The organism is uncultured Kriegella sp. (assembly GCF_963975415.1).
GTDB lineage: Bacteria > Bacteroidota > Bacteroidia > Flavobacteriales > Flavobacteriaceae > Kriegella.
Genome location: NZ_CAXBGN010000004.1, coordinates 159,918 through 183,272 on the forward strand (window position 1 = coordinate 159,918; position 23,355 = coordinate 183,272).

17 protein-coding genes are annotated in these 23,355 nt (G+C 36.8%); 14 read left to right on the plus strand and 3 right to left on the minus strand.

From position 1 onward, the window contains the following. The first annotated feature begins 273 nt into the window (after window positions 1-273). From AACZ88_RS10340 to AACZ88_RS10350, 3 genes are all read left to right on the plus strand, one after another. The gene (locus AACZ88_RS10340) at window positions 274-2,196 is read left to right on the plus strand and encodes a right-handed parallel beta-helix repeat-containing protein (protein WP_339709558.1); all 1,923 of its coding nucleotides are present in this window, start codon (window positions 274-276) and stop codon (window positions 2,194-2,196) included. 237 nt (window positions 2,197-2,433) lie between these two features. After that, the gene (locus AACZ88_RS10345) at window positions 2,434-3,810 is read left to right on the plus strand and encodes a PIG-L family deacetylase (RefSeq protein ID WP_339709560.1); all 1,377 of its coding nucleotides are present in this window, start codon (window positions 2,434-2,436) and stop codon (window positions 3,808-3,810) included. Window positions 3,811-4,214: 404 nt separating this feature from the next. After that, window positions 4,215-6,446: an Ig-like domain-containing protein gene (locus AACZ88_RS10350; RefSeq protein ID WP_339709563.1), complete on the plus strand. Its 2,232-nt coding sequence runs from the start codon at window positions 4,215-4,217 to the stop codon at window positions 6,444-6,446. Window positions 6,447-6,479: 33 nt separating this feature from the next. Here the strand turns inward: AACZ88_RS10350 and AACZ88_RS10355 are convergent, their stop codons facing one another. Beyond that, window positions 6,480-7,487, minus strand: a complete 1,008-nt coding sequence (locus AACZ88_RS10355; protein WP_339709564.1) for a glycosyltransferase family 2 protein — start codon at window positions 7,485-7,487, stop codon at window positions 6,480-6,482. A gap of 267 nt (window positions 7,488-7,754) precedes the next feature. Between AACZ88_RS10355 and AACZ88_RS10360 the strand changes: the two genes are divergently transcribed. From AACZ88_RS10360 to AACZ88_RS10410, 11 genes are all read left to right on the plus strand, one after another. Continuing rightward, window positions 7,755-8,621: a glycosyltransferase family 2 protein gene (locus tag AACZ88_RS10360; protein WP_339709565.1), complete on the plus strand. Its 867-nt coding sequence runs from the start codon at window positions 7,755-7,757 to the stop codon at window positions 8,619-8,621. A 92-nt stretch (window positions 8,622-8,713) separates the two neighbouring features. Beyond that, the gene (locus AACZ88_RS10365) at window positions 8,714-9,859 is read left to right on the plus strand and encodes a glycosyltransferase family 4 protein (RefSeq protein ID WP_339709568.1); all 1,146 of its coding nucleotides are present in this window, start codon (window positions 8,714-8,716) and stop codon (window positions 9,857-9,859) included. Further along, complete coding sequence (locus tag AACZ88_RS10370; protein WP_339709571.1) at window positions 9,849-11,582, plus strand: N,N-dimethylformamidase beta subunit family domain-containing protein; 1,734 nt, start codon at window positions 9,849-9,851, stop codon at window positions 11,580-11,582. Before AACZ88_RS10365 ends, AACZ88_RS10370 begins: the two co-directional genes overlap by 11 nt. Window positions 11,583-11,768: 186 nt before the next feature. Then, window positions 11,769-12,884 (plus strand): GDP-mannose 4,6-dehydratase, encoded by a 1,116-nt coding sequence (gmd, locus tag AACZ88_RS10375; RefSeq protein WP_339709574.1) that lies wholly within the window; start codon window positions 11,769-11,771, stop codon window positions 12,882-12,884. Between the two features lie 2 nt (window positions 12,885-12,886). Next, on the plus strand, window positions 12,887-13,978 hold the full coding sequence (locus AACZ88_RS10380) for a GDP-L-fucose synthase (RefSeq protein ID WP_339709577.1): 1,092 nt from the start codon (window positions 12,887-12,889) through the stop codon (window positions 13,976-13,978). A gap of 76 nt (window positions 13,979-14,054) precedes the next feature. Then, a complete protein-coding gene (locus AACZ88_RS10385; RefSeq protein ID WP_339709580.1) occupies window positions 14,055-15,491 on the plus strand; it encodes a lipopolysaccharide biosynthesis protein in 1,437 nt (478 codons plus the stop codon). Between the two features lie 25 nt (window positions 15,492-15,516). Beyond that, a complete protein-coding gene (locus AACZ88_RS10390) occupies window positions 15,517-16,629 on the plus strand; it encodes a glycosyltransferase (RefSeq protein ID WP_339709583.1) in 1,113 nt (370 codons plus the stop codon). Next, window positions 16,626-17,900: a glycosyltransferase family 4 protein gene (locus AACZ88_RS10395; RefSeq protein WP_339709586.1), complete on the plus strand. Its 1,275-nt coding sequence runs from the start codon at window positions 16,626-16,628 to the stop codon at window positions 17,898-17,900. The genes AACZ88_RS10390 and AACZ88_RS10395 overlap by 4 nt, the downstream gene beginning before the upstream one ends. 9 nt (window positions 17,901-17,909) lie before the next feature. Further along, entirely contained in the window at window positions 17,910-18,521 is a 612-nt protein-coding gene (locus tag AACZ88_RS10400) for an acyltransferase (protein ID WP_339709588.1), read from the plus strand. Beyond that, window positions 18,521-19,729: a hypothetical protein gene (locus tag AACZ88_RS10405; RefSeq protein ID WP_339709591.1), complete on the plus strand. Its 1,209-nt coding sequence runs from the start codon at window positions 18,521-18,523 to the stop codon at window positions 19,727-19,729. Before AACZ88_RS10400 ends, AACZ88_RS10405 begins: the two co-directional genes overlap by 1 nt. 46 nt (window positions 19,730-19,775) lie before the next feature. Next, window positions 19,776-20,807: an acyltransferase gene (locus AACZ88_RS10410; RefSeq protein WP_339709594.1), complete on the plus strand. Its 1,032-nt coding sequence runs from the start codon at window positions 19,776-19,778 to the stop codon at window positions 20,805-20,807. A 66-nt stretch (window positions 20,808-20,873) separates the two neighbouring features. On the opposite strand, the gene AACZ88_RS10415 is transcribed toward AACZ88_RS10410, so the two are convergent. Both AACZ88_RS10415 and wecB read right to left on the minus strand, forming a co-directional pair. Continuing rightward, entirely contained in the window at window positions 20,874-22,049 is a 1,176-nt protein-coding gene (locus AACZ88_RS10415) for a glycosyltransferase family 4 protein (RefSeq protein ID WP_339709597.1), read from the minus strand. Between the two features lie 8 nt (window positions 22,050-22,057). After that, complete coding sequence (wecB, locus tag AACZ88_RS10420; RefSeq protein WP_339709600.1) at window positions 22,058-23,152, minus strand: UDP-N-acetylglucosamine 2-epimerase (non-hydrolyzing); 1,095 nt, start codon at window positions 23,150-23,152, stop codon at window positions 22,058-22,060. Window positions 23,153-23,355: the final 203 nt, after the last annotated feature.

Consider the following 23,355-nt stretch of genomic DNA (forward strand, 5'->3'; position numbering starts at 1 on the left):
TTAACTAAACCGGCGCACAATTTAAAAACGACTTCATACGGATAGGAATATTCTTGTTATAGAAAGGTTAATTTTCAGACGATTACGTATTAAATGATGTATTTCGTCGAAAAAAATGGAAATGACTAAAAAAACAAAATGTAATCTTGTCTCTTTTTCTATTTTTGCGCAGTTCATCAGAAAAAAAAAGCATTTCATCTATTTTCTGGTGTATTTTATAAATTTTTTCGCCCCCAAAAAATTTAAATAATTTAGGCTTAACCCTACATTGACATGACACATTATTTTGGAAAAAAATTCCTATTACCTTTTTATGTGCTTTTTTTCACGTTTCTTATTTCCTGTAATAAAGATGGTGATTTATTAACAGAAAGTGTTTTGAAAGATGGCCAGGTTGTTGATGATAATTTTATAATTCCATCTAATAGCAGTAGTGTTCTTGATGTTTTATCAAACGACGCCTTTACTTTTCCCAACAATATAAAAGTCATTGAAACCTCTTCTCCTCAAAGCGGCAGTGTGATTATTAACGATGATTATACAATAACCTACACCCCTAAAAAAGTAGCGCAAGAAACTACTGAACCAGAAACAGCACCAGAAGTACAACCAGAACCTGAAACTCAGCCAGAACCAGAAGTACAACCAGAACCAGAAGTACAACCGGAACCGGAACCAGAAACCCAGCCAGAGCCACAACCAGAACCAGAAACAACGGAAGAGCCCGAATCAGAACCGGAGGTTGTCACCGAAACAGATTCATTCACCTATACCGCAGAAGTAGAAGATGAAGATGGAATGGTAACCACCGAAACCGGTACCGTCACGGTTGAAGTTGAAACCGAACCAGAACCAGAGCCCGAGCCGGAACCTGAACCTGAACCTGAGGTTGAAGTACCAAACGTAGAAGAGGGTTTCTATGTAACAACAAACGGCTCATCTAGTAATGATGGCCTTTCCGAAGCAACCTCTTGGAGTCTGAACCATGCCATCAGCGTTGCCAAAGCTGGAGATATTATATATATCAAAGCTGGTAATTATGGCAATACCCAGTGGGTTCAATCCATTTCAGGAAATTCAAATAATCCAATAAAGTATATAGGGTATAGAGACTATCCTGGAGATATAGAATCTGAAGGTGGTTCAACTTTTGAATATGATGAGAGTGTAGATGCCAATAGAATGCCATTGCTTCGTGGAAGTGAAAATATTGGCACGGCCATCAAGATAAATGAAGTTAGTGGCCATGTGGAATTTCATAACATTCAAATATCAGGATATAAATGGGGAATTAATAATTTCGCCAATAACATTCTCATCCGTAATGTTTTTTTAAATCAAATCGGCCCTAAGAATAAGACTTCAAGTTATGATGGCAAGGCGATTACCTTACGGGGCAGTTATAACTCCGTAGAAAACAGCCTTGTAATGAACGCCGGTGTCGAAGGTATCTCTTTACGTAATTGTGACAATTGTGAAGTTAAAAATTCAGAAGTGGCGACCGATAACCTAGAAAATGGCACCGACTACTATATATTATTGGTTGAAGGAACTGAAAATTCAACAATAGACAACTGTACCGTGAGAAGAAAAATTGGTGTAGAGCACTCGGGGCATGGTCTTGTGGCAAAAAATGGGGCTTCTCACAATACGATAAAAAATAGCACTGTTATTCATACAGGTATAGAAATGTCATACTCCAATGTCAACAATAATTTGATTAAAAATTGTACTGTGCAGGGCAGCTATATGGACAATGGAGACACGGCCAGCAATGTTAAAGTAGCCAATGGCGCACATCATAATACCTTCGAAGACATATACATTGACAATACGTATGGAGGTCTTGCCTTTACAGATTGGGATGAATCACAGCCTTATGACGAAGATAATGCTGGTAACAATAACAGTTATATAAATGTTCACGTAACTAATAGTATCTACGCAATTAATTTTGGAGAGTTTCAAAAGACAGAAGGTCCCGCATCGAACAATACATTCACTAACTGTCATTTTTCAGATATTAGAACTGTCTTCAGGGTCAACAGACCCAATTCGAATACCTCATTGATCAATTGTACCATAGAAGACGCTTCTGACCTATGGGACACTTCATCAGGATATGATTACAACCTTAATTCTAACACCACTTTTGATAATATTACGTTGAGAAATGTCGGTTTTGCCTTGCCCTAAAGCATAAAACAACGGCTACCTTATATACTACTTGAATGTCGATTTAATAAAGGAGCCCTATTAGCCAATAGTTTAGGGGATAACTCCCCACTTCCGATTATTAGGGCTATACATCGTTTATGCTACAGAATATTAAAACCCAACACTTTTTTTTAAATCATTATGTCTTTTGTTCGTGCTTAAAACTGCGTGCTTTCATTTTCAAATAATTAAATTTGTGGGCTTACATTCGTTTCAATGAAAAAGTCAATACTTTTTATTACCCTAATACTTACTTCCCTCGTACTATTAAAGGTAACACACAGTTACTTGAATGCCCGAAAAGCTATTTATCCCTACAACCCCAATGTTGACTACAAGTACAATGAGGATAATGCTCAGGTCTTATCACTTCTTTTGAAAAATAATCAACTAACTATTCCAGATAGTATAGATACAAATTATTCGGCTTTCATAAAACTCAAAGTAAGCTCCTCTTTTTGGGGAAATTGGTTTCAAACCAGTGTTGAATCAACGATATCAGATAAAAGCTCAATAGATTATTTTGAAGATGGTGTCGACGGATTTCGATTCATCAATATCAGTTCAATTTTGGGAAAGGGACCAAAAAAATTAAATTTAAAAGGAACAAGAACAATACTAGAAGACCAAGAGGTAAAACTTTTTCTGTTTGAAAACAAAGATTTAAGCAGCGCCAAAATTTTGGTTGTTGCTACACACCCTGATGATGCAGAAATTGCCGCATACGGGCTGTATAGCAAATACCCCAATACCTTTGTTTTGAACATTAAGTCAGGAGAGTCCGGTCCATTTAAATATGATGAGGTCTATAGCGACACCATTGCCCATTACAGAAAAAAAGGGCAATTAAGAACATGGAACAGCATTACGGTGCCTTTGCTCGGAGGCATCGATCACGACAACACTTTAAATCTGGGATACTTTTCCAATTTGAAAAAAATGTTCACTGAAAGTCCTAAAGAGTTGCCTGCTGCTTTTACAAATACCAAGGACATCAACACCTATAGATCACAAAATTTTTCGGTTTTAAGAGACAGTCTCACAGGGTCTTCAAATTGGCCATCTTTAATCGAGAATTTGTCTTTTGTATTAAATTTTTTAAATCCTGACATTATAGTAACACCGTATCCCGTATTAGATGCCCATGTAGAACATCAATATACTACCATAGCTGTAATGGAGGCCCTAAAGAAAAGTAATATAAAATCGGGAGAGCTGTTTCTTTACCATAACCATTTTATTCTTAATGAATACTTCCCCTATGGAAAGGCCGGGGGTTCAATATCACTGCCTCCAAATTTCAAAAATAATCTTTATTACAAAAGAATATTCTCCAATCCCCTCAGCACCGACTTACAAAAAGACAAACTCTTTGCCTTAGAGGCCATGCATGATTTAAGACCTGACACCGAATGGCGTTTTGGTTGGAAATCTTTAAAAAAAGGATTTCAAACAACAAAGGGTGAGATTTCACAATCGAACAACAGTTATTTTAGAAGGGCTGTTCGAAGTAATGAGCTTTTTTTCGTTGTGCCAATTCGGGATATCTACCAACCAAATGTCTGGAATAAAATCACTACCGTAGCGCATTGATTTACCAAAGAATTACCGAAAGATTGACCTTCAAGAACGAATACGAAAACGCCATTCAACTCGAAGCTAAAATTTTGATTTTCAGGATAAAAAGCACCCTATTTCAATCAAATCAATGTATTTCATCGAAAAACCTAAGTGTTATATCCGATTTTGTATTTTCCCCCGTTAGAAAGCCAAATGAAAAAACATAAAAACATGAAATTCGTCGAACCAAAACTGCAACTCATCGACAAGAAATTGCAACTGAACGAAACACACAATCATAAAACCAACAGCATTTAACTATTTGAAATTTATCAAAATCAATCCATGATTGTCCCAAATCGGTCATGGCTTTACTAAAACGAAATAAATGATGACCCCAAATCTGCATTTATTTCTTTCAAACATCATACCTACTTATGCGCACGTTTTCCTACACAACAGAAACACTTAAAGTGATTGCTATATTCTTTATTTTAACGGCTATATTTTCTTGCAGCAAAGACTCTGATCTTCTTACAGAGTATGTTAGCCTTAATAAGGAAGATGTTATTGGTATTAGCAATTTTATAATGAATGATAAATACACCATCTCAAGGGACAAGAGTATAGTTCTCGATGTTTTGTCAAATGACACTTTCGCTAATCTAGACAAAGTTAAAATCGTTGAAACGTCGGAGGCAAAAAATGGGATGATTGTTATAAATGACGACAATACGTTGACATACACCCCATCATCCAGTGTTTCAACAAATACGCCCATCGAAACACCTACTACCGAGACTCCTGCTACGGAAACCCCAACAACGGAAACTCCGACTACTGAGACTCCTACTACCGAGACCCCAAGTACCGAGACCCCAACAACGGAAACTCCGACTACCGAGCCCCCAACAACAGAGAACCCTACTACAGAAGAACCCACAACAGAAAATCCCACTTCAGAAACCCCAACAACGGAAGCTCCTACAAATGAAGAGTCCAACGATAATGAAGAAGACAATGAAGAAGTTACCGATACTTTCACCTATACTACAGAAGAAGAGAATGAAGATGGATCGGTTACAACGGAAGAAGGTTCAGTAACCATCATTATAACGGACGAACCAGAAGAAGAACCACAAGAAGAAGAAGAAGAAGAAGAAGAAGAAGAAGAAGAAAACAATGATATTTTCAATGTTGAAAGTGCCTTTTATGTTACCTCCAATGGAAAATCGAGCAATGACGGAAAATCTGAAGCCAACCCGTGGTCTTTAACCCATGCAGTCAGTATGGCCAAAGCAGGAGACACCGTTTTTGTTAAAGCAGGGTCATACAATGCACCAAGGCTTAAGTTTTCAAACAACGGTTCTGCAAACAACCCTATAGTTTTTATTGGTTACACATCAGAAGAAGGAGATATAAAAACCGTCAAAGGAGGTACTATGGATTATGGGGACAATATTGGGTCCATAGGTTTTCCGGTAATAAATCCTCAAGATGATCAGGTAATGTACATTCAAGGAGATTACATAGAGCTTCATAATATAGGTTTTCAAGACCCCTCAAGCAACGTCACTTATGGCATACTGGTTACAGGTGATCATAATGTTTTTGATAACATTGCTTTTTCCAAAATAAATGATATTTCAACACGGTATATGGGAAGTGGTTTTACAATTCGTGGTAGCCACAATACCGTAAAAAACTCTTACGGTGAAAATGCAGCCTACACGGCATTTTTAATAAGTGGTTCAGGAGGTGCCGCCAGTCATAATACTATTATTGACAACGACTACTACAACGATGACAGTAATAGACAAACGGACTACTTTTTTGCCACATCATATAAAGGCTCGAGTTCTTCGGTCGCCTCAAACAATTTATTCGAAGGTAATCGTGGTTATAGACTACACAGTGGTTCACATCAAGGTCATGGTTTGGCAAATGGTGGTGGCAGTAACAATTTATGGCGAAATAATTTAATTCATCGTTCCAATGTTGAAATTCGTTACCCAAGTTCATCTGGCACAGTGTATGAAAACAATAAAATGACCGGCGATGCATCTGCACAACAAATATCGATTGAAAATGGTGCGACCAATATTACATTGAAGAACAATTATTTTGAATGCGGATATGTTGCTTTATTCTTTATTGTCAAAACATACAATCCTCTGGTTTCGACAAACAGTCCTAGCAACATAAAAGTATATAATAATATTTTTAAAGGGGGAGAAAGAATTATGTCATTCGGTGAAGGTAGCCAAGAAACTTCTCCAAGTAAGTCGATAGAAATACATCATAATGTTTTCGACAAACAATCTGGAGGAATACGTTACTACAATACCGGAAATGAACTAGATTTCAACAACAATCTTATTGTCAATTCAACCTCATCGAAATGGGCCACCGTAAGTTCGGGTAGTCTTTCTATAAACGGGAACAACAACATATTTTATAATAACTCGTTTACAACACCCACCTCAGGTTTTTCAGGAACTATTAATAGTAATCCATTATTCAGTAACCAAGGGTCAGAAGCTGAAAGATACAAGTTAGATTCAGCAAGCCCAGCAATAGGTGCCGGAGTTAACTATACGCATCGAACATCAGATTTTGATGGTAAATCAATTTCAGGAAGCCCCGATATAGGTCCTTTTGAATACTAAGAAACAGCTTTGAAAATCGAATTATTCAATTGTTTAATTCGATTTTCTTTTTTTTAATTCTTTAAGAACAACTTCATCAAAGCCCATTAAACAAAGACCTAAAAAAACTTGCTCCTTTCGCTTAAACCACGAAACAAATTTGAAAAAGTTTTTACTATTAAAACAGAGCTCTTTTTTAAGTAATCGGCCCACTTTCTTCTTGTATTCTTTTGAAGGGTTTTCTTCAAGCCATGTTATCATCGTAAGAGAATAATAAACCCTAAATATATACATATAGAGTGTTTTTCTTAGGTTACTTGATGATATAGGCAAAGCTTTGAGCAACGCCAATTTTCTATGGATACCATCCCAGCTAAATTCTGCCGATTCGCTGATGCGTTTTGCACTTTTATCATAATTCGACATAGATGCACCATGCTTTCGATGATAGTAAAACACTTCAGGATTAACACCTACCTTGACTCCATCACAGAACTGAATTGTATAAGACACCAGTTCTCCCTGTAAATAATTATACTTAAAGTTTTCCATCACCTCTCTTTTAAACAATCGGAACCAAGAAGCATAGGGCGTTCCCAATAATACTTTATAATCTTCATCAGACTTTAAAACTTTTCGTCCATCGGCCTTGTGCAAAGCTGTCTTACCAAAAGCATTATCATTTTCATCGACAGATTGAACATTGCCCACAACAATATCAAGTTCATTTTCTTTTCCAAAAAGATACAGTGATTCTAGAAAATTATCATCGATATAATCATCAGGATCTAAGTTGACAATATACTCTCCTGTTGCAATTTCATAGGCCGATTGTCTAGCCATCCATAACCCTTCATTCTTCGTTTTATTGATGTATTTGATTCTATCATCAGTCAAGAACTCAGCTATAATCTCATCACATGTATCAGGCGATGCATCATTCACTAAAACTATTTCTATATCCTTGAGCGTTTGATTTACCAGACTATCAAGAAATTTCCGTATATATTTATCTACATTGTAGGCGGGAACTAGAACACTCACCTTAGGTTTAATCGCCATAAATAGCTGCGTTATAATTAGTACTTTTTTAAAACTCGTTAAATATAAGGTTAAAATTACCCCCTTTTCAAGCGTTTAACCTATTGTTTTGTCCATACACAGATTTTTTAGGTTAATCGATAATCTTCACTTATTTTTACGCCCTAAAATTAAGGTAATATACTAACCTGAAAGACTCGATTTTTCCATAAACATCACTCATTTCCACTCCACTATTGACTGGCAAAAATGTTACATTTTGGGGTTGTTATTTGAAAACTTTCAAGAATGAAAAACGTTGCAGTACTGTATACATGTCACAATAGAAAAGAAAAAACCATACGTTCAATTAGAAGCTTATTCGAAGTAGAAAAGATCGAGCCTAAAAAATTTTCAATAGATGTATATTTAACCGATGATGGATCAACAGATGGCACAACTGAGGGGATTCAGAAAGAATTTCCCCAAGTACACATTATCGCAGGAGACGGGCAACTATTCTGGGCAGAAGGAATGCGTTCATCTTGGAAAGAAGCCTTAAATCGAAAGTATGATGCCTACTTATTGCTAAATGATGACGTTGAATTATATGACAACGTTTTTGATCAACTTGCAAAAACCCATGAATATTCAATTGAAACATTAGGTGTGGAAGGAATTTATTTGGGAGCTACAGAAGACAAAATTAGAAATAAGTTGACTTATAGTGGATCGATTTTAACCAATAAGTTTCTATACAAATTAAAAAGGTTACCTCCCAACGGACAATTTCAGATATGTGACGTTGGAAATGCCAATATCATGATGGTCTCAGGTAGTGTTGTTGACGAAATAGGCATTCTTACCGAAGGGTATAGTCATGGCATGGCAGACTATGATTATACTTTGACAGCTCGAAAATCAAACATCCCTGTCTTGATTGCACCGGAATATTGCGGACATTGTATCAATGACCACAGGGATCACTATGAAAATTTTGCAAAAAAGAGTTTTAAAGAAAGGCGTAAGGTACTATACAATCCTACTGGCCTAGCCCTGAATTCCTATAAAAAGTATACGAAGAAGTTTTTTCCTTTTCGCTATCCGTTCGTTGTTTTCTTTGCTTGGCTAAAACTATACTTTCCAAAAATATACTTGAATTATTTTAGAAAATAAATTATCAGAACTGGTACCGATGAAGATATTATTTTATTATGAATTACGGATTGCCATATTTTTAAATTTTATTCCAAATTAGAATCTAAACTATGAAATGTCTTCATATTTGCAATGACTTCATGGGAAGCAAGGTCCATGAAAACCTCTATCATGAGTTAGATGAAAAAGGAATTCAACAGGTGGTATTCTACCCCGTACGAAAAGCTAAAATCAAAAAGGTAGAAAAATATAAGAAAAATCCAAAATTAGAAGTAATTTACTCGAGGCCACTTCGCCCCTACCACACCATTTTATTCCGAAATAAAATACGCTTTCTGTACAAAGACCTTGAAACTGACATAGATTTAAAACAATTTGACATCGCTCATGCGACTACGTTATTCAGTGATGGGGCCTTGGCCTTAAAACTTAATGAGCAATTTAATATACCTTATATAGTCGCTGTAAGGGGGTCAGATGTCAGCACGTTCTTTAAATATCGTAAAGACCTATATTTTCTTGCACGCAAGATACTACTAAAGGCTTCTAAAATCATATTCATAAGTACATCATTAAAGCATAACTTTTTTCAAAATAGCTTTATGAACAAATTGCGGCCTGAAATTAATGACAAATGCGTTATCATAAACAACGGTCTCGATTCGGTTTGGCTCGACGATATTCAACCGAAAAAAAAGATTACACCTTCCAAATTGCTCTATATTGGAAATTTCGATGTTAATAAAAATATCGTAAAGCTAATAGAAGCAGTCGTATTAGCTCAGGAAAAGCATAAAGATTTAACCCTGGATTTGGTAGGAGGTGGAGGAAAAGATCATGAGAAGGTTATTGGCGCCATTGACGCAAATAAATCAGTGGTCACCTATCATGGTGCAATATATGACAAAGGGAAACTAAAAGAAGTTTATTCCAATGCCCACATTCTGGCCATGACCTCGATAAGTGAAACCTTTGGTTTGGTATACGTCGAGGCACTTACTCAAGGACTTCCCATAATTTGTTCGAAAAATCAAGGAATAGATGGAACTTTTAATGGCAAAGTGGGCGAATTTGTAAATCCTCTATCTGTTACCTCAATAACTGAAGCCATTGAACGCATGATATTGGATTATCAGAATTACGACATAGACCAATTAAGCTTCTCTCAATTCGATTGGAAGTTAATTGCAGACAATTACATTAGTACCTATCAGAACATCATTTCTCAAGAAAAGATTGCCAACCATGCCGAATAAACCGAGTAATCATGCGATTATTATTGAAAATGAACAATCAGGAACGTCTTCATGGAAGATAGACAACCCAGCCACAAATAGAGAAATTGAAGGGTATGCTTCGCATACGAGTATCAATAAAGGCGAGTTTATAAACCTCTTTGTGAATACGGCATCTGAAAATTTTTCTTTGGAAGTGTTTCGAATGGGGTGGTATAAGGGTTTGGGAGGACGTTCAGTAGCTGAACCAATAGTCTTGGCAGGAACAGTTCAAGAAACGGCACTACCTGATAATAACACCGGATTGGTAGAATGTGATTGGCGAAACCCTTATAAATTATCTACTGACGACACATGGCCTACCGGAATTTACGTTGTCAAACTTCAAGAGAATTTTTCTCACAAGCAAAGCTATATTCTTTTTGTCGTCAGAGACGACAACAACGCACCTGACATACTTTTTCAATTACCTGTCACTACCTATCAGGCCTATAATTATTGGGGCGGAAAATCACTTTATGATTGGGGAAGTGGTTCGCTCGAACATTGGGGTTCAGTATCAGGCAAGCGAGCAAGCCATGTATCCTTCAATCGACCCTACGCCTGTAGTAATAACAAAAAAGCTGCTTTTGGAATGGGGGCCGGGGAATTTTTCACCAATATCCAACCGACAACTACTCATGACCTCCCTATAAGCAGTGCCGGGTGGGATTATAATATGGTTAGGTGGTTAGAGAAAAATGAATATAACGTTGGTTATATTACCAATATAGACACACATAGCGATTCGAAGTTGCTCAGCCGCAGTAAAATCTTCATGTCGCATGGGCACGACGAATATTGGTCTTATGAGATGCGCAAGAATGTCGAGGAAACACTTAAAAGCGGAACCAATCTAACTTTTTTTTCATCTAATACCGTGTTCTGGCAAATTAGAATAGAGCCTAGTATTGTTTCAAATGCACCCAATAGAACCATGGCCTGCTACAAAGATGTTTCCCTAGACCCCATTACAAACAGTACTACAACCGTAAATTTTCGAGACAACCCTATAAATAATCCTGAATCAAAATTGATAGGTGTTCAGCATTTTATGGATCCTGTTGATGGTGATATTATTATTACGAATTCTTCCCATTGGGTATTCGAAGGCTTACAAGTTAAAAATGGTGATAGGCTAAACGGGCTTCTTGGCTATGAAATAGATGGCGTCACCGAATATTCTCCAAGAAACATAACAGTTTTGGCAACTTCTCCCGGGAAAAATCTGTTGGAGAACAATTATGCGTACGTTGGAAAAATAATGTTTCAACGCATTGGCCGAAAAATAAATAGCATACTGGTTCATAAATTGAAATTTCCAAAGACTCTAATTCAATCAGCTTCCCTAATTGCAATTCTGGCCATTTTAATGGCGGCAGGGTTAATCGTTAACATCGGAGGCGAAATCGGCATTTTTGCCCTTGTAGGTTGTTTGACAATGATTGGGGCAGGACTTGTACTTTGGTTCTTACAAAACCTAAAAGCACTGAATAACAGGATTGTAAAAAATGGAGATTCGCACATGACTTTTTATCAAACTGAAAAAGGGGCACAAGTTTTTGCAACGGGATCAATGCAATGGTCTTGGGGGCTTGACGATTACAATGCCCCTGAATTAAGATCATCTAGAGCTAGTGGCCAAGCAGAAAAAATCACACATAATGTACTAAAGGGGTTTGGTGCCTCAACACCCCAGAAGTAAATATATCAAAAATCAAAGACGTTTATTTTTAAAAACCGATATTTGCATCGAAATTTTACGATTATAATAGTTTTATCAAGAAATAGGGTCTTATAGCCGCAATTTGAGGGAGAAACATAGATGATGTTGTATGTTTGTAATCAAATAATAATTGACAAACTTTTACAAATTATAAAATAGTACCTAATGAAAAAAGTGGCATTGATAACAGGGGTTACCGGACAAGATGGTGCCTATCTAAGTGAATTCTTATTGAAGAAGGGCTATACCGTTCACGGGTTGAAAAGACGTTCTTCACTTTTTAATACCGATCGCATCGATCACCTATACCAAGACCCCCATATTGAAAATAGAAATTTCATTCTTCATTATGGCGATATGACCGATAGTACCAACTTGATTCGATTGATTCAGGAGATACAACCCGACGAGATTTACAATCTGGCAGCCATGAGCCATGTACATGTATCTTTTGAGGTACCTGAATATACCGCCAATGCAGATGGAATAGGCACACTAAGAATACTAGATGCCGTAAGAATGTTGGGGCTTGGAGACAAAACCCGTATCTATCAGGCTTCTACTTCAGAACTTTATGGAAAGGTACAAGAAGTTCCTCAAACCGAAAAAACTCCGTTTTACCCACGTAGTCCATACGCTGTGGCAAAAATGTACGCTTATTGGATAACCGTCAACTATAGGGAAGCTTATGGAATGTATGCTTGTAACGGAATATTATTCAACCATGAATCGCCGATAAGAGGCGAAACTTTTGTAACCCGTAAAATAACAAGGGCGACCGCCCGTATAGCATTGGGTCTGCAAGACAAGATTTATCTTGGCAATCTTGATGCGCAACGTGATTGGGGCCATGCCAAGGATTATGTTAGGATGATGTGGATGATTCTACAGGCAGACCAAGCAGAAGATTGGGTAATTGCCACCGGCAAGACCACACCCGTTAGGGAATTTGTTCGTATGAGTTTTGACCAAGTAGGTATCGAATTAGAATTCAAAGGTGAAGGAGTTGACGAAAAGGGCTATGTTAAAGCTTGCCATAATGCCGATTATCAGTTAGAAATAGGAAAGGAAATCTTGGCCGTTGATCCAAAATACTTTAGACCAACCGAAGTCGAACTTCTTATAGGCGATGCTTCTAAAGCCAAAGATAAATTGGGCTGGGTACCAGAGCTTGATTTACAAGACCTTGTAAAAGATATGATGGAAAGTGATTTGAAGTTAATGCAAAAAGACCAGTATTTACAAAATGGTGGTTATCGAATTCTAAATTACTTTGAGTAAAAATGAATAAAGAATCAAAAATCTACGTAGCCGGTCATAGAGGTTTGGTGGGCAGTGCCATTGTTATCAATCTGAAAAGTAAAGGTTATACCAATATTGTAACAAGAACCCGGACTGAACTTGATTTAAAAAATTCGGAAGCCGTAAAAGCTTTCTTTGAGGCCGAAAAACCGGATTACGTAATTTTAGCTGCGGCCAAAGTTGGAGGGATTGTCGCCAACAATACGTATAGGGCGGATTTTATCTATGAAAACTTGATGATCCAGAACAACGTAGTTCATCAAAGTTATTTGCAGGGTGTGAAGAAGCTTCTTTTTTTAGGTAGTACCTGTATCTACCCTAAAAACTGTCCGCAGCCCATGAAAGAAGATTATTTGCTAACCGATGTTCTTGAATACACCAACGAACCTTATGCCATAGCAAAGATTGCCGGTATCAAAATGTGCGAAAGTTACAATTTGCAATACGGCACCAATTTCATTTCTGTTATGCCGACCAACCTCTACGGTCCTAACGACAACTTTGATTTGGAAAAATCTCACGTGCTTCCTGCCTTGGTAAGAAAAATTCACCTTGGCAGGGCCTTGGAAAAAAATGATTGGAAAACCATTCAAGAGGACCTAAATAAGTTGCCAATTGAAAATGTAAATGGTGAGAGCCCACAAGAAATCATCATTGAAAAACTAGCGGACTACGGCATTGTCAAAACACAGAATGGTGCTGTACACGTCGAAATTTGGGGCAGTGGAAAACCGATGCGTGAATTTTTATGGTCCGAAGACATGGCCGATGCTTGTGTATATCTCATGGAGAATAGAAATTTTGAGGATACTTATGCCCAAAACTGCAAAGAAATAAGAAATACACATATCAATATCGGAACCGGAGAAGACATTTCAATTTCCGATTTGGCAACAATGATAAAGAAAGTAATTGGATTTGAGGGTGATTTTAAATTCAATACGGAAAAACCGGATGGCACCATGAAAAAATTGACTGACGTTTCGAAACTCAACGCATTAGGTTGGAAACATACCGTAGAACTCGAAGAAGGTATAAAAAGGCAATACCAGTGGTATACCTCATTTAACTAATGTTACCTCTTCTTAGAAGATTTACCTATTTACAATGAACAATTGTTCACCTTTTAGTTCAGACAAATGATGCAACATGGGACTTGGTGACAAAATGTTCAAGGGAATGGCATGGAGTGCTGTCGAGCGTCTTTCCGTTCAGGCAATGCAGTTCATTATCGGTATTGTACTTGCACGTATTCTAAGCCCGGAGGAATATGGCATTATCGGAATTCTGATTGTTTTTATCGCAATTTCACAGGTATTTATCGACAGTGGTTTTACTAAGGCTTTAATACAAAAACAGAACCGTACCGAAGATGATATTTCTACGGTATTTCTATTCAATATTGCCATAGGATCACTTTGTTATGTATTGCTGTGGTTGGCGGCTCCTTTCATTGCCGATTTTTATGAAATTGAAAAGCTCAGCATACTGCTAAGGGTCTTGGCGTTGTCACTTATCATAAACGCGCTATTCACTGTACCCGTTACCTTATATACAATTGATCTCGATTTTAAGGTACTTACAAAAGTTAATTTTTCTGCTGTTATCATCTCAGGCGCTGCTGCCATCTATATGGCCTTTTCAGGTTACGGGGTATGGGCTTTAGTAGCTCAAACTTTAATAAAAGCCGTTGTAGTCGCTTTGTTTATGTGGTTAGGTTTAAAATGGAAGCCCAATTGGGTCTTTTCGAAAACCTCATTAAGGGGGCTGTTCAGATATGGTTCCAATTTACTGGCATCTTCCTTACTGAACGTGGCCGTAAACAAATCTTACGAACTGGTTATTGCAAAAATCAGCAGTGCCCAAGACCTAGGCTACTATACGAGAGGTACACAATTTTCAGATTATGTGTATGGCATAATGAGCGCTGTATTGGAAAGAGTATTGTTGCCAGGCTTATCGGGGCTGCAAGATCAAATTGACATTTTGGTTAAGCATACAAGGAGCATTATTAGGGCAACGGCATTGTTGGTGGTACCCGTTTTCTTTTTTCTATCGGTGATTGCCGAACCTTTGATACGATTTTTATTGACTGAGAAATGGATGGCAGCAGTCCCAATAATGCAGCTTTTTTGTATTGCCAGGGCCATAACCATAATTTCCGGTATTAATGTCAATCTATTGTATGTAATCGGGAGAACCGATTTAGCATTAAAACAGCAATACGCCAAACTTTCGATACGTGTTGTGTTATTAATAATCGCCCTTAAACACGGTATTGTTTATATTGCGATGGCAGAATTGGCTTCAACGGCCATTCATTTTTTCATTAACACACATTATCCTGGAAAAATCATGAAGTATGGCGCTTTCCAACAGATTAAAGATATGATTCCTATTATTATTTCTGGTATCTTAATGGTCGTTGCCGTATATTTTGTGAACCGCCAGATAGACAATGATGTACTAAAGCTGTGTATAGCCCCCCTTGTTGCCATACCCGTTTATTTTCTTTTTATACATTTATTCAAGGTAAAAGAGCTCAAAATTATTTTAGAGAAAACACGAGGTCTTTTTAAGAAATAATCCCACAGATCAAACAATAGTTAAAATGAAAAACAAAATCTGTTGTATTTTTAATATTGGCTCGCATTATCGTGAATCCATATACACATTGATGGATCAAGAATTGAACTGTGACTTTTACTTGGGCGACACTATTTTCAAGCCCTTAAAAACAATGGATTATGATTCGCTGAAGGGCTACCGAAAAACAATAAAAAATAAAAAAAGTATTATAAAGGGTTATATTTGGCAAAAAGGTGTCTGGAAGTTGGTTTTTAAACCTTATGACAGCTACATCATAAACAGTTCACCATATTATTTATCGAATTGGGCCGTGTTGATTTTGGCGAAAATACTAGGTAAAAAAACGTACGCTTGGACACATGGGATTAAAGGAAGTTCATCTAAGAAACAAATGATTCTTCAGAAAAATTTCTACCGGTTGTTTGATAAAATATTCCTTTACGGCGAACAAGGACAACGGTTAATGATTAAACAGGGTTTCGACGAAGATAAGCTTATACTAATCTATAATTCACTGGATTACGAAAATCAATTGACCATTCGAAACAATCTAAAACCGACAGATATCTATAAGAAATACTTTAACAACGACTTTCCCGTTCTTATATATATTGGAAGAATCCAAACTTCCAAAAAGGTGGATTTATTGGTAGAAGCATTAAAGAATTTGAGAGAAAAAGATATACTCTGTAATTTAGTCGTAGTCGGCGAAGATATCGATGATAATGACATTCCTAAACTTGTTGAAAAATACGGCATAGGTAAAAACGTTTGGTTCTACGGCCCATGTTATAAAGAAGAGCTCATTGGGCCTTTACTTTACAACGCTGATGTTTGTGTATCTCCAGGACTGATTGGTCTTACGGCTATACACGCCCTAACTTATGGAACGCCTGTAATCACGAGTGACAACTTTTATGGTCACGGACCAGAATTCGAAGCGATTGAACCTGGACTCACAGGAGACTTTTTTAAAGAAGGCAACTTGGATGACCTTGTCCTTAAAATCAAGCAGTGGATTAACGTCGACACCTCGTCACGCAAAGCAACCCGGCTTGAAGCATATCGGTCGGTAGATGACAAGTATAACCCTTTTTATCAAATTAAGGTTCTTAAAAAAGCCCTACAGTCATGAAAGTACTTTGGGTCACAAACACTATATTTCCGCAATTATCACAAGCCCTTGGAAAAGATGCACCTGTAGTTGGCGGTTGGATGTATGGTTTAGCCAAAGACTTGGCAGAAGAGGGTTTAGCGCTAAGTGTCGTAACTGTTAGACCAAATATGCAGTTCGCTCAACACACAATCGATGGCACCAATTACCTCTTGCTCAAAGGAGCAAAGCCAATAACCGAATATGACGAAACATTAGAAATACAATGGAAAAAAATCATTGAAGATATATCGCCTGATATAGTTCATATTCACGGTACCGAATACGCACATGGCCTCTCATTGATAAAAGCATGCCCAAATTTGAAATATGTTATTTCCATACAAGGAATGACAAGTATAATAAGCAGATATTATTATGCGGGAATAGGCTTAAGAGAAATAATTAAGAACACTACTCTTAGGGATATTATCAAAGGGGATGGAATTATTGGAAATAAAATAAGATTTAAAAAAAGAGGACTTACAATAGAACAAAATTATCTAAAACTAACAAAAGATATAATAGGCAGAACACAGTGGGACCATGACCATGTGAAGACTATTAATTCTAAGGTGAACTATCATTTTTGTAATGAATCTTTAAGAAATAGCTTCTACAGTTCTAAAAAATGGACTTCAGACTCCAAAAAAGACCACACTATTTTTCTTAGCCAAGCAAGCTATCCGATAAAGGGAGTACACAAAGTACTTGAAGCGGTGCATCTTATAAAGACATTTTTTCCTAGTATAAAAATACGCGTCGCCGGCACAAATATTCTTAGCCCCTCAAATGGACTAAAAGGAAAGCTCACCAAAAAAGGCTATCACAGGTATATTAGCAAATTAGTCGAAAAATTAGATTTACATAAACATATTGAATTCTTGGGGTTTCTCGATGAAGAACAAATGATAAATGAATATTTAAATTGTCACGTTTTTATCTGTCCATCCAGTATAGAAAATAGTCCGAATTCATTAGGTGAAGCCCAAATATTGGGCGTTCCCTGTATTGCCTCATATGTCGGAGGAGTACCTGATTCCGTCATACACACTGAAACCGGTCTTCTTTATCGCTTTGAAGAGGTTGAAATGTTGGCACAATCCATAAAAAGTATTTTTGATGATGATAATTTAGCAAAAAGACTCTCGGAAAATGGCATCTTAGCGGCTTCTAAGCGACATAATCGTAAAAATAACGTAAACACCATGATTTCTATCTATAATTGCATTGTAAAAGGAAAAATTAACTAACAAAATTTCATGATTAGCTTACTTAAGAAAATCATTATATTTTTATCGGACACCAAGCATTTTTGGTACAATAAGTTCATTTTTAAATACAAAAAAGTCAACTATAGCGACTTCCCAAGAATATACGGCAAAATTTTCATCAGAAATCAGGGTAGTATAACAATAGATAAAAATGTTTCTTTTAATTCAGGACCTTATGCCAATCCTATTGGAGGTGACACCAAAATGACAATAATAGTAGGAAAATCAGCGGTCTTAAATATTGGAAGTGGAGCAGGTATTTCGAACTCCACTATAATTTGCCAAGATAAAATAACCATTGGAGACAATGTCAAAATCGGAGGTAGTGTTAAAATTTATGATACTGATTTTCATTCACTAGATGCTGATAATAGAAGAATAAAAGAAAAAGACCTCCCAAATACGAAACCTGTGGTAATCGACGACAACTCGTTTATTGGAGCGCACAGTATTATTCTAAAAGGTGTAACCATAGGTGAAAACAGCATAATCGGTGCAGGATCCGTAGTCACAAAGACAATCCCTTCTGGGGAGATTTGGGCAGGGAATCCGGCTAAATTCATCAGAAGTATTCCAAATTCAAAAGATAAACTTACCTAATGATTTCCATACTCAGATATATTCAGCACATAGGCTGGCCCATAGCCGCTCTGTTTGCGTTTTTTCTACTAAATCCGTTCGACTTAGGATATTTAGCGGGCTACCTCTTGGTCCCTATAATATATACCCGAGGTGATTTTATTAAAACAAATCTTGATTCTTCTTTTTTTATCCTTTTTGTTTTTTCGGTGGTCTATGCACTATTCTATAGTTTTGACCCTAACATGCACATTCAGACATTTGTATTTTACATGTTCTTTCCCCCAACATTTTATCTCTTAGGAAAGTATTTTATTGGAAAAACTAAAAATGTCAGGCAACTTTATGTTCTTTTTTTTATTGTTGGTTGTCTCTATTCTTTTACCGCGTTGGCTTCTGTAGCATTGAATCTATTAAAGGGAGGCTTTGCCCAATATGATCGTACTATAGGGATTTTTTGGACAGGAAGACCAGTAACGGCTACTTTAATGGCAGCCTTCTTCACCTATAACATGTGTATTCCCACTTTACTTTTAATTCCCCAGAAAAGATTTAAATTGGTTTATAAACTTGGGGCAATAGGTATTTTTATTGTTTCGCTTTTATGTACGTTTAGGCTAGGTAGTAGAACTCAACTTGCCATTTGCCTACTCTCTATCGTAATGGGATTATTTTTCATAATACCGAAGCAATCGACGAAACAGAATCTCCGACTTTTTGGGATCATGATAGTTATGGCGCTTGTGCTCTTAAGGTTTGTTTCATTTGACTTAGATGCTGATTATCTATCAGTCTTGGGAAATAGATTGCAAGAGAGCGAAGATACCGGCACCGCAGGGAACAGATCTCAGCGTTGGGCAAAATCTTTAGGTAATTTATTTAGCAAACCCTTCGGATGGGAACGTTCTGAATTTGGCTATAGTCACAACCTATGGTTAGATGTGGCTCAATCTACGGGACTGCTCCCCTTTTTACTGTTATTAATTTTCACCATTAAGAGTTCACTAAAGATTGCCAAGGTGATACTTGTCAAGAACCAGAATTTACCGTTTCGTACGATGATGATCACTTACTTTATGGCTACTCACCTACTATTTTTCGTAGAACCTGTAATGCTTGGGGCATTCTATATGTTCCTTCTGTTTTGTTTTTTTCAAGGAGCTACAAACGTCTACGTCAAGAATTGGCTTAATAGTGAACCTATAAGTTCTACCGAACAAAATCAATAATGCTTTAATGAAAATACCACCTTTTGGTTGGTAAAAAACAGGCCTTATGAAAGGAAAAAAATTCTTATATCATATGCACTATTTCCGTGCATTTGCAATTTTGAATATTATGATGGACCATGTCTGGCTATACCCCGTACATCATGACAAGACTAACCCAGATGCCATTTTAATCGAATCTGCTCGAGAAGCTTTCTTCGGAGGGAGTACGATATATTTTATTATAATATCAGGATTTCTTTTTCATCACCTCAAGTTTAAATTTACCATTCCAAAATATTATATCTCAAAGATTAAAAACGTTGTCTCTCCGTACGTATTTTTCTCTGTCCTAATTCTAGCCCTAACCACATTTTTAGGTTCCGTGGTAAACTCTTCGATACTCGATTTTCTAGCGAGTATTCCCAATGTTCTTATCCATGGAACGGCATTAGGCCCGTTCTGGTATATACCCTTTATAATCCCAATTTTTGTGGTTAGTCCACTACTTTTAAAAATTCCTGAAAAAACATTTATCAAAATAGCTCCTTTTCTCTTTCTTTTACCCCTCTTAGGTACTAGAACCGGAACCACATTGAGTTTTGGTCTCTATTTATATCTGTTTCCCATTTATTTAATGGGTTTCTATTTGTCAATGAACTATTCCCTCATAATGTCTAAGGTTAGCCAGTATCGAACACAGCTCGGCATTATAGCGGTACTCGCCATAATTACAACGTTTTATTTTCGAATGGAGTCAATAGATGATATTAATAGAAACTTATATCAGTCTGTACTCTACATCAAAAACATATCTATTTCAATGGTCGTTTTGTCCATTATGAAGAAAAATGAAGACAAGCGGTCGAGGTTGTTGAACAGCTTGGCAAATTATAGCTTTGCTTTATTTTTTCTGCACGATTTTATAAACTACAAAGTTATCGTTGTATCGAGAAAAATAAGTTCTTTAATAGATTATAACTATACTTTTATCTGGTCGTTGATTTGGGCGATTTTCGTTATTGCCTTGACCTGGCTCTTATGCATTATCGGAAAAAAAATAACCGGAAAATATTCAAGACCTTTGATGGGGGCTTAAGTTTATGCCTATTGACCAAAGAGAATTGGTCTTTGTTCATATTTCTGGAAGAACACTAATAAAATATTATGCTTCTATTTTTATTCTGTCGGCAAGTAGATTTAACTGAGCATTAAAATCAAAATCACTTAATGCCCTATTCTGAATTTGAAGACGCCTTTCAAACGAAAAATCTTGGTGATTTATTGAAGCAATGACCTTATTTAAATCTTGGTAATTTGACGACTCGGCAATCCACCCTAACTCGCAACTCTCGATAATTCCTTCACCTTCACCTCCTCCAAAATAAAGCATAGGAAGGCCCAACCTGGCATATTCAAATATTTTCGAGGGCACCGATCCATAAATTCTATTCAATAGAGGAATTATGGTCACATCGTAGCGCATTAGGGCACTATGCAATTCGTCTCTAGAGACCGAACCGTGGTAAATTATTGGTAAATTAGGATTCGCTTCGATAAATTCTTCGATTTTCAACTGTTCAGCTCCCCCACCATAGATATGAAACTCAATATTATCATAAACTAAATTTTCACATAACTTATGAATCCCTTGCGCAATTCCGAGTAATCCTGCGTAAACAATTTTTATTTTATTGGATCTATCTCCTGTATCACTTAAGGACGGTGGTTTGAAATCTGGATAATTTCTATATAATACCGTTTCTTTCCCTGGAAATATAGAAGTAACGTGAGCTAGTATCTCTTCACTCTGCCCTAATATAACGTCTGCTCTTTTATAATTGATCCGTTCAATCTTCTCCAAGAGCCCGTAACTGAAATTTTTCTTAAAAGCACCTAATTCCAGACCGGCTATCGGCCATAAGTCGCTTACATTCAATATAAGGTTACGCTTTTTTCTCTTTAAAAAAAGCATACTGGTAAAAGCCACCAATAAAGGCGGAGACTGCACTATCACTGTGTTTGGCACTTTATTTGTTATAAAAAAACAAACCAAACTTAAACTATATGATATCATTGCGAACAAACGCAGTACTTTATTCTTTGAGTTACTGGCATACAACCAAAGACGATGAACCTTTATACCATTTTCAACCGAAGTTTTTTTAAAAGTCCCCCTATATTTCTTAAATATACGCCCAGTCGGATAATTGGGTAAGGGCGTAATAACCGAAACCTTAAAATCTTTTTTTGACAACCCTTCTGCCAGATGATGAATCCGGTTAGAAGCCGCTCCCGATTCTGGAGGGTAATAACTCGTAATAATCAAGATTTCCTGCATTTTACGAACTATAGATTATATATACCTGCTATTTCATCTACAATTCGCTCAGCAGCATGACCATCCCATAATTCTGGTATACTCCCTTTCTTCCATTTTCCTGAAAGTAGTACTGCAAAAGCTTCTTTAATTTTATCCGAATCACTTCCCACAAGTACATTTGTACCAATTTCACAAGTTTCGGGCCGTTCAGTAGAATCTCTTAAGGTAATACATGGCACATTCATTACTGTTGTCTCCTCAGTAATCCCTCCTGAATCCGTCAGGACTGCAAAAGCATTCTTGACTAAATAATTGAAATGCAGATATCCTAAAGGCTCTATATAATGAAGGTTATCAAAATTCAAATTCAATCCTTCTAAAAGCTTTTTAGTTCTAGGATGTACCGGGAAAATGATAGGGAAATCTTTGCTTAACTCCACAAGCTGGGTTATTAACCCTTTCAGTTGCTCTTCCTCGTCAACATTGCTTGGCCGGTGAAGGGTCATTACCATATATTTTTTAGCCTCTAGTTTCAATGCATCCCAAACCGGAGGTTTCACCAAACGCGATTCGTTTTTAAGCAGGGTGTCGATCATTACATTCCCAACAAAAAAGATTTTCTTATCAGAAACCCCAAGTTTCCTTAAATTCTCATTTGCGTAGGAAGAGGTTGTAAAGAAATAGTCAGTAAGGCTATCTGTAACAATCCTATTGATCTCTTCAGGCATATTCATATCACCTGACCTTATTCCTGCTTCTATGTGCGCAACGTCAATTCCCGCCTTCTTTGCTACAATTGCACAGGCCATTGTCGATGTAACATCACCCACTACAACGACCAAATCACAGGTGTGCTGTTCCAAATGCTTCTCAAAGCCTATCATAAGAGCCGCCGTTTGCTCTGCTTGAGTCCCACTCTTCACCTCTAGATTCACATCAGGAAATGGAATATTTAATTCTTCGAAAAAGGTACCACTCAAATTCTTATCATAGTGTTGGCCTGTATGAACCAATTGATAAGTTATCTCATGTCCCTGTTGTTTCTTTTTGGTAATTGCCTCAATAATTGGTGCAATTTTCATAAAATTCGGCCGTGCTCCAGCAATAATAGTAATTTGCATATTTGTCTTTTTACTTCAACTATTTTAATAGGATGTATATCACTATGATAAAACAAATTTTCAATCAATTCATCTGATTTTTTTCTAAGACGCCTTAGATTTTTATGAAGTGTGAAAATTTAGCTTTTATAAATAATTTCGGGGCAAAGATAGATTTATTTTTGATTATGGCTAAAGAGTATGTCTCTAGAGCATCTCCGCTT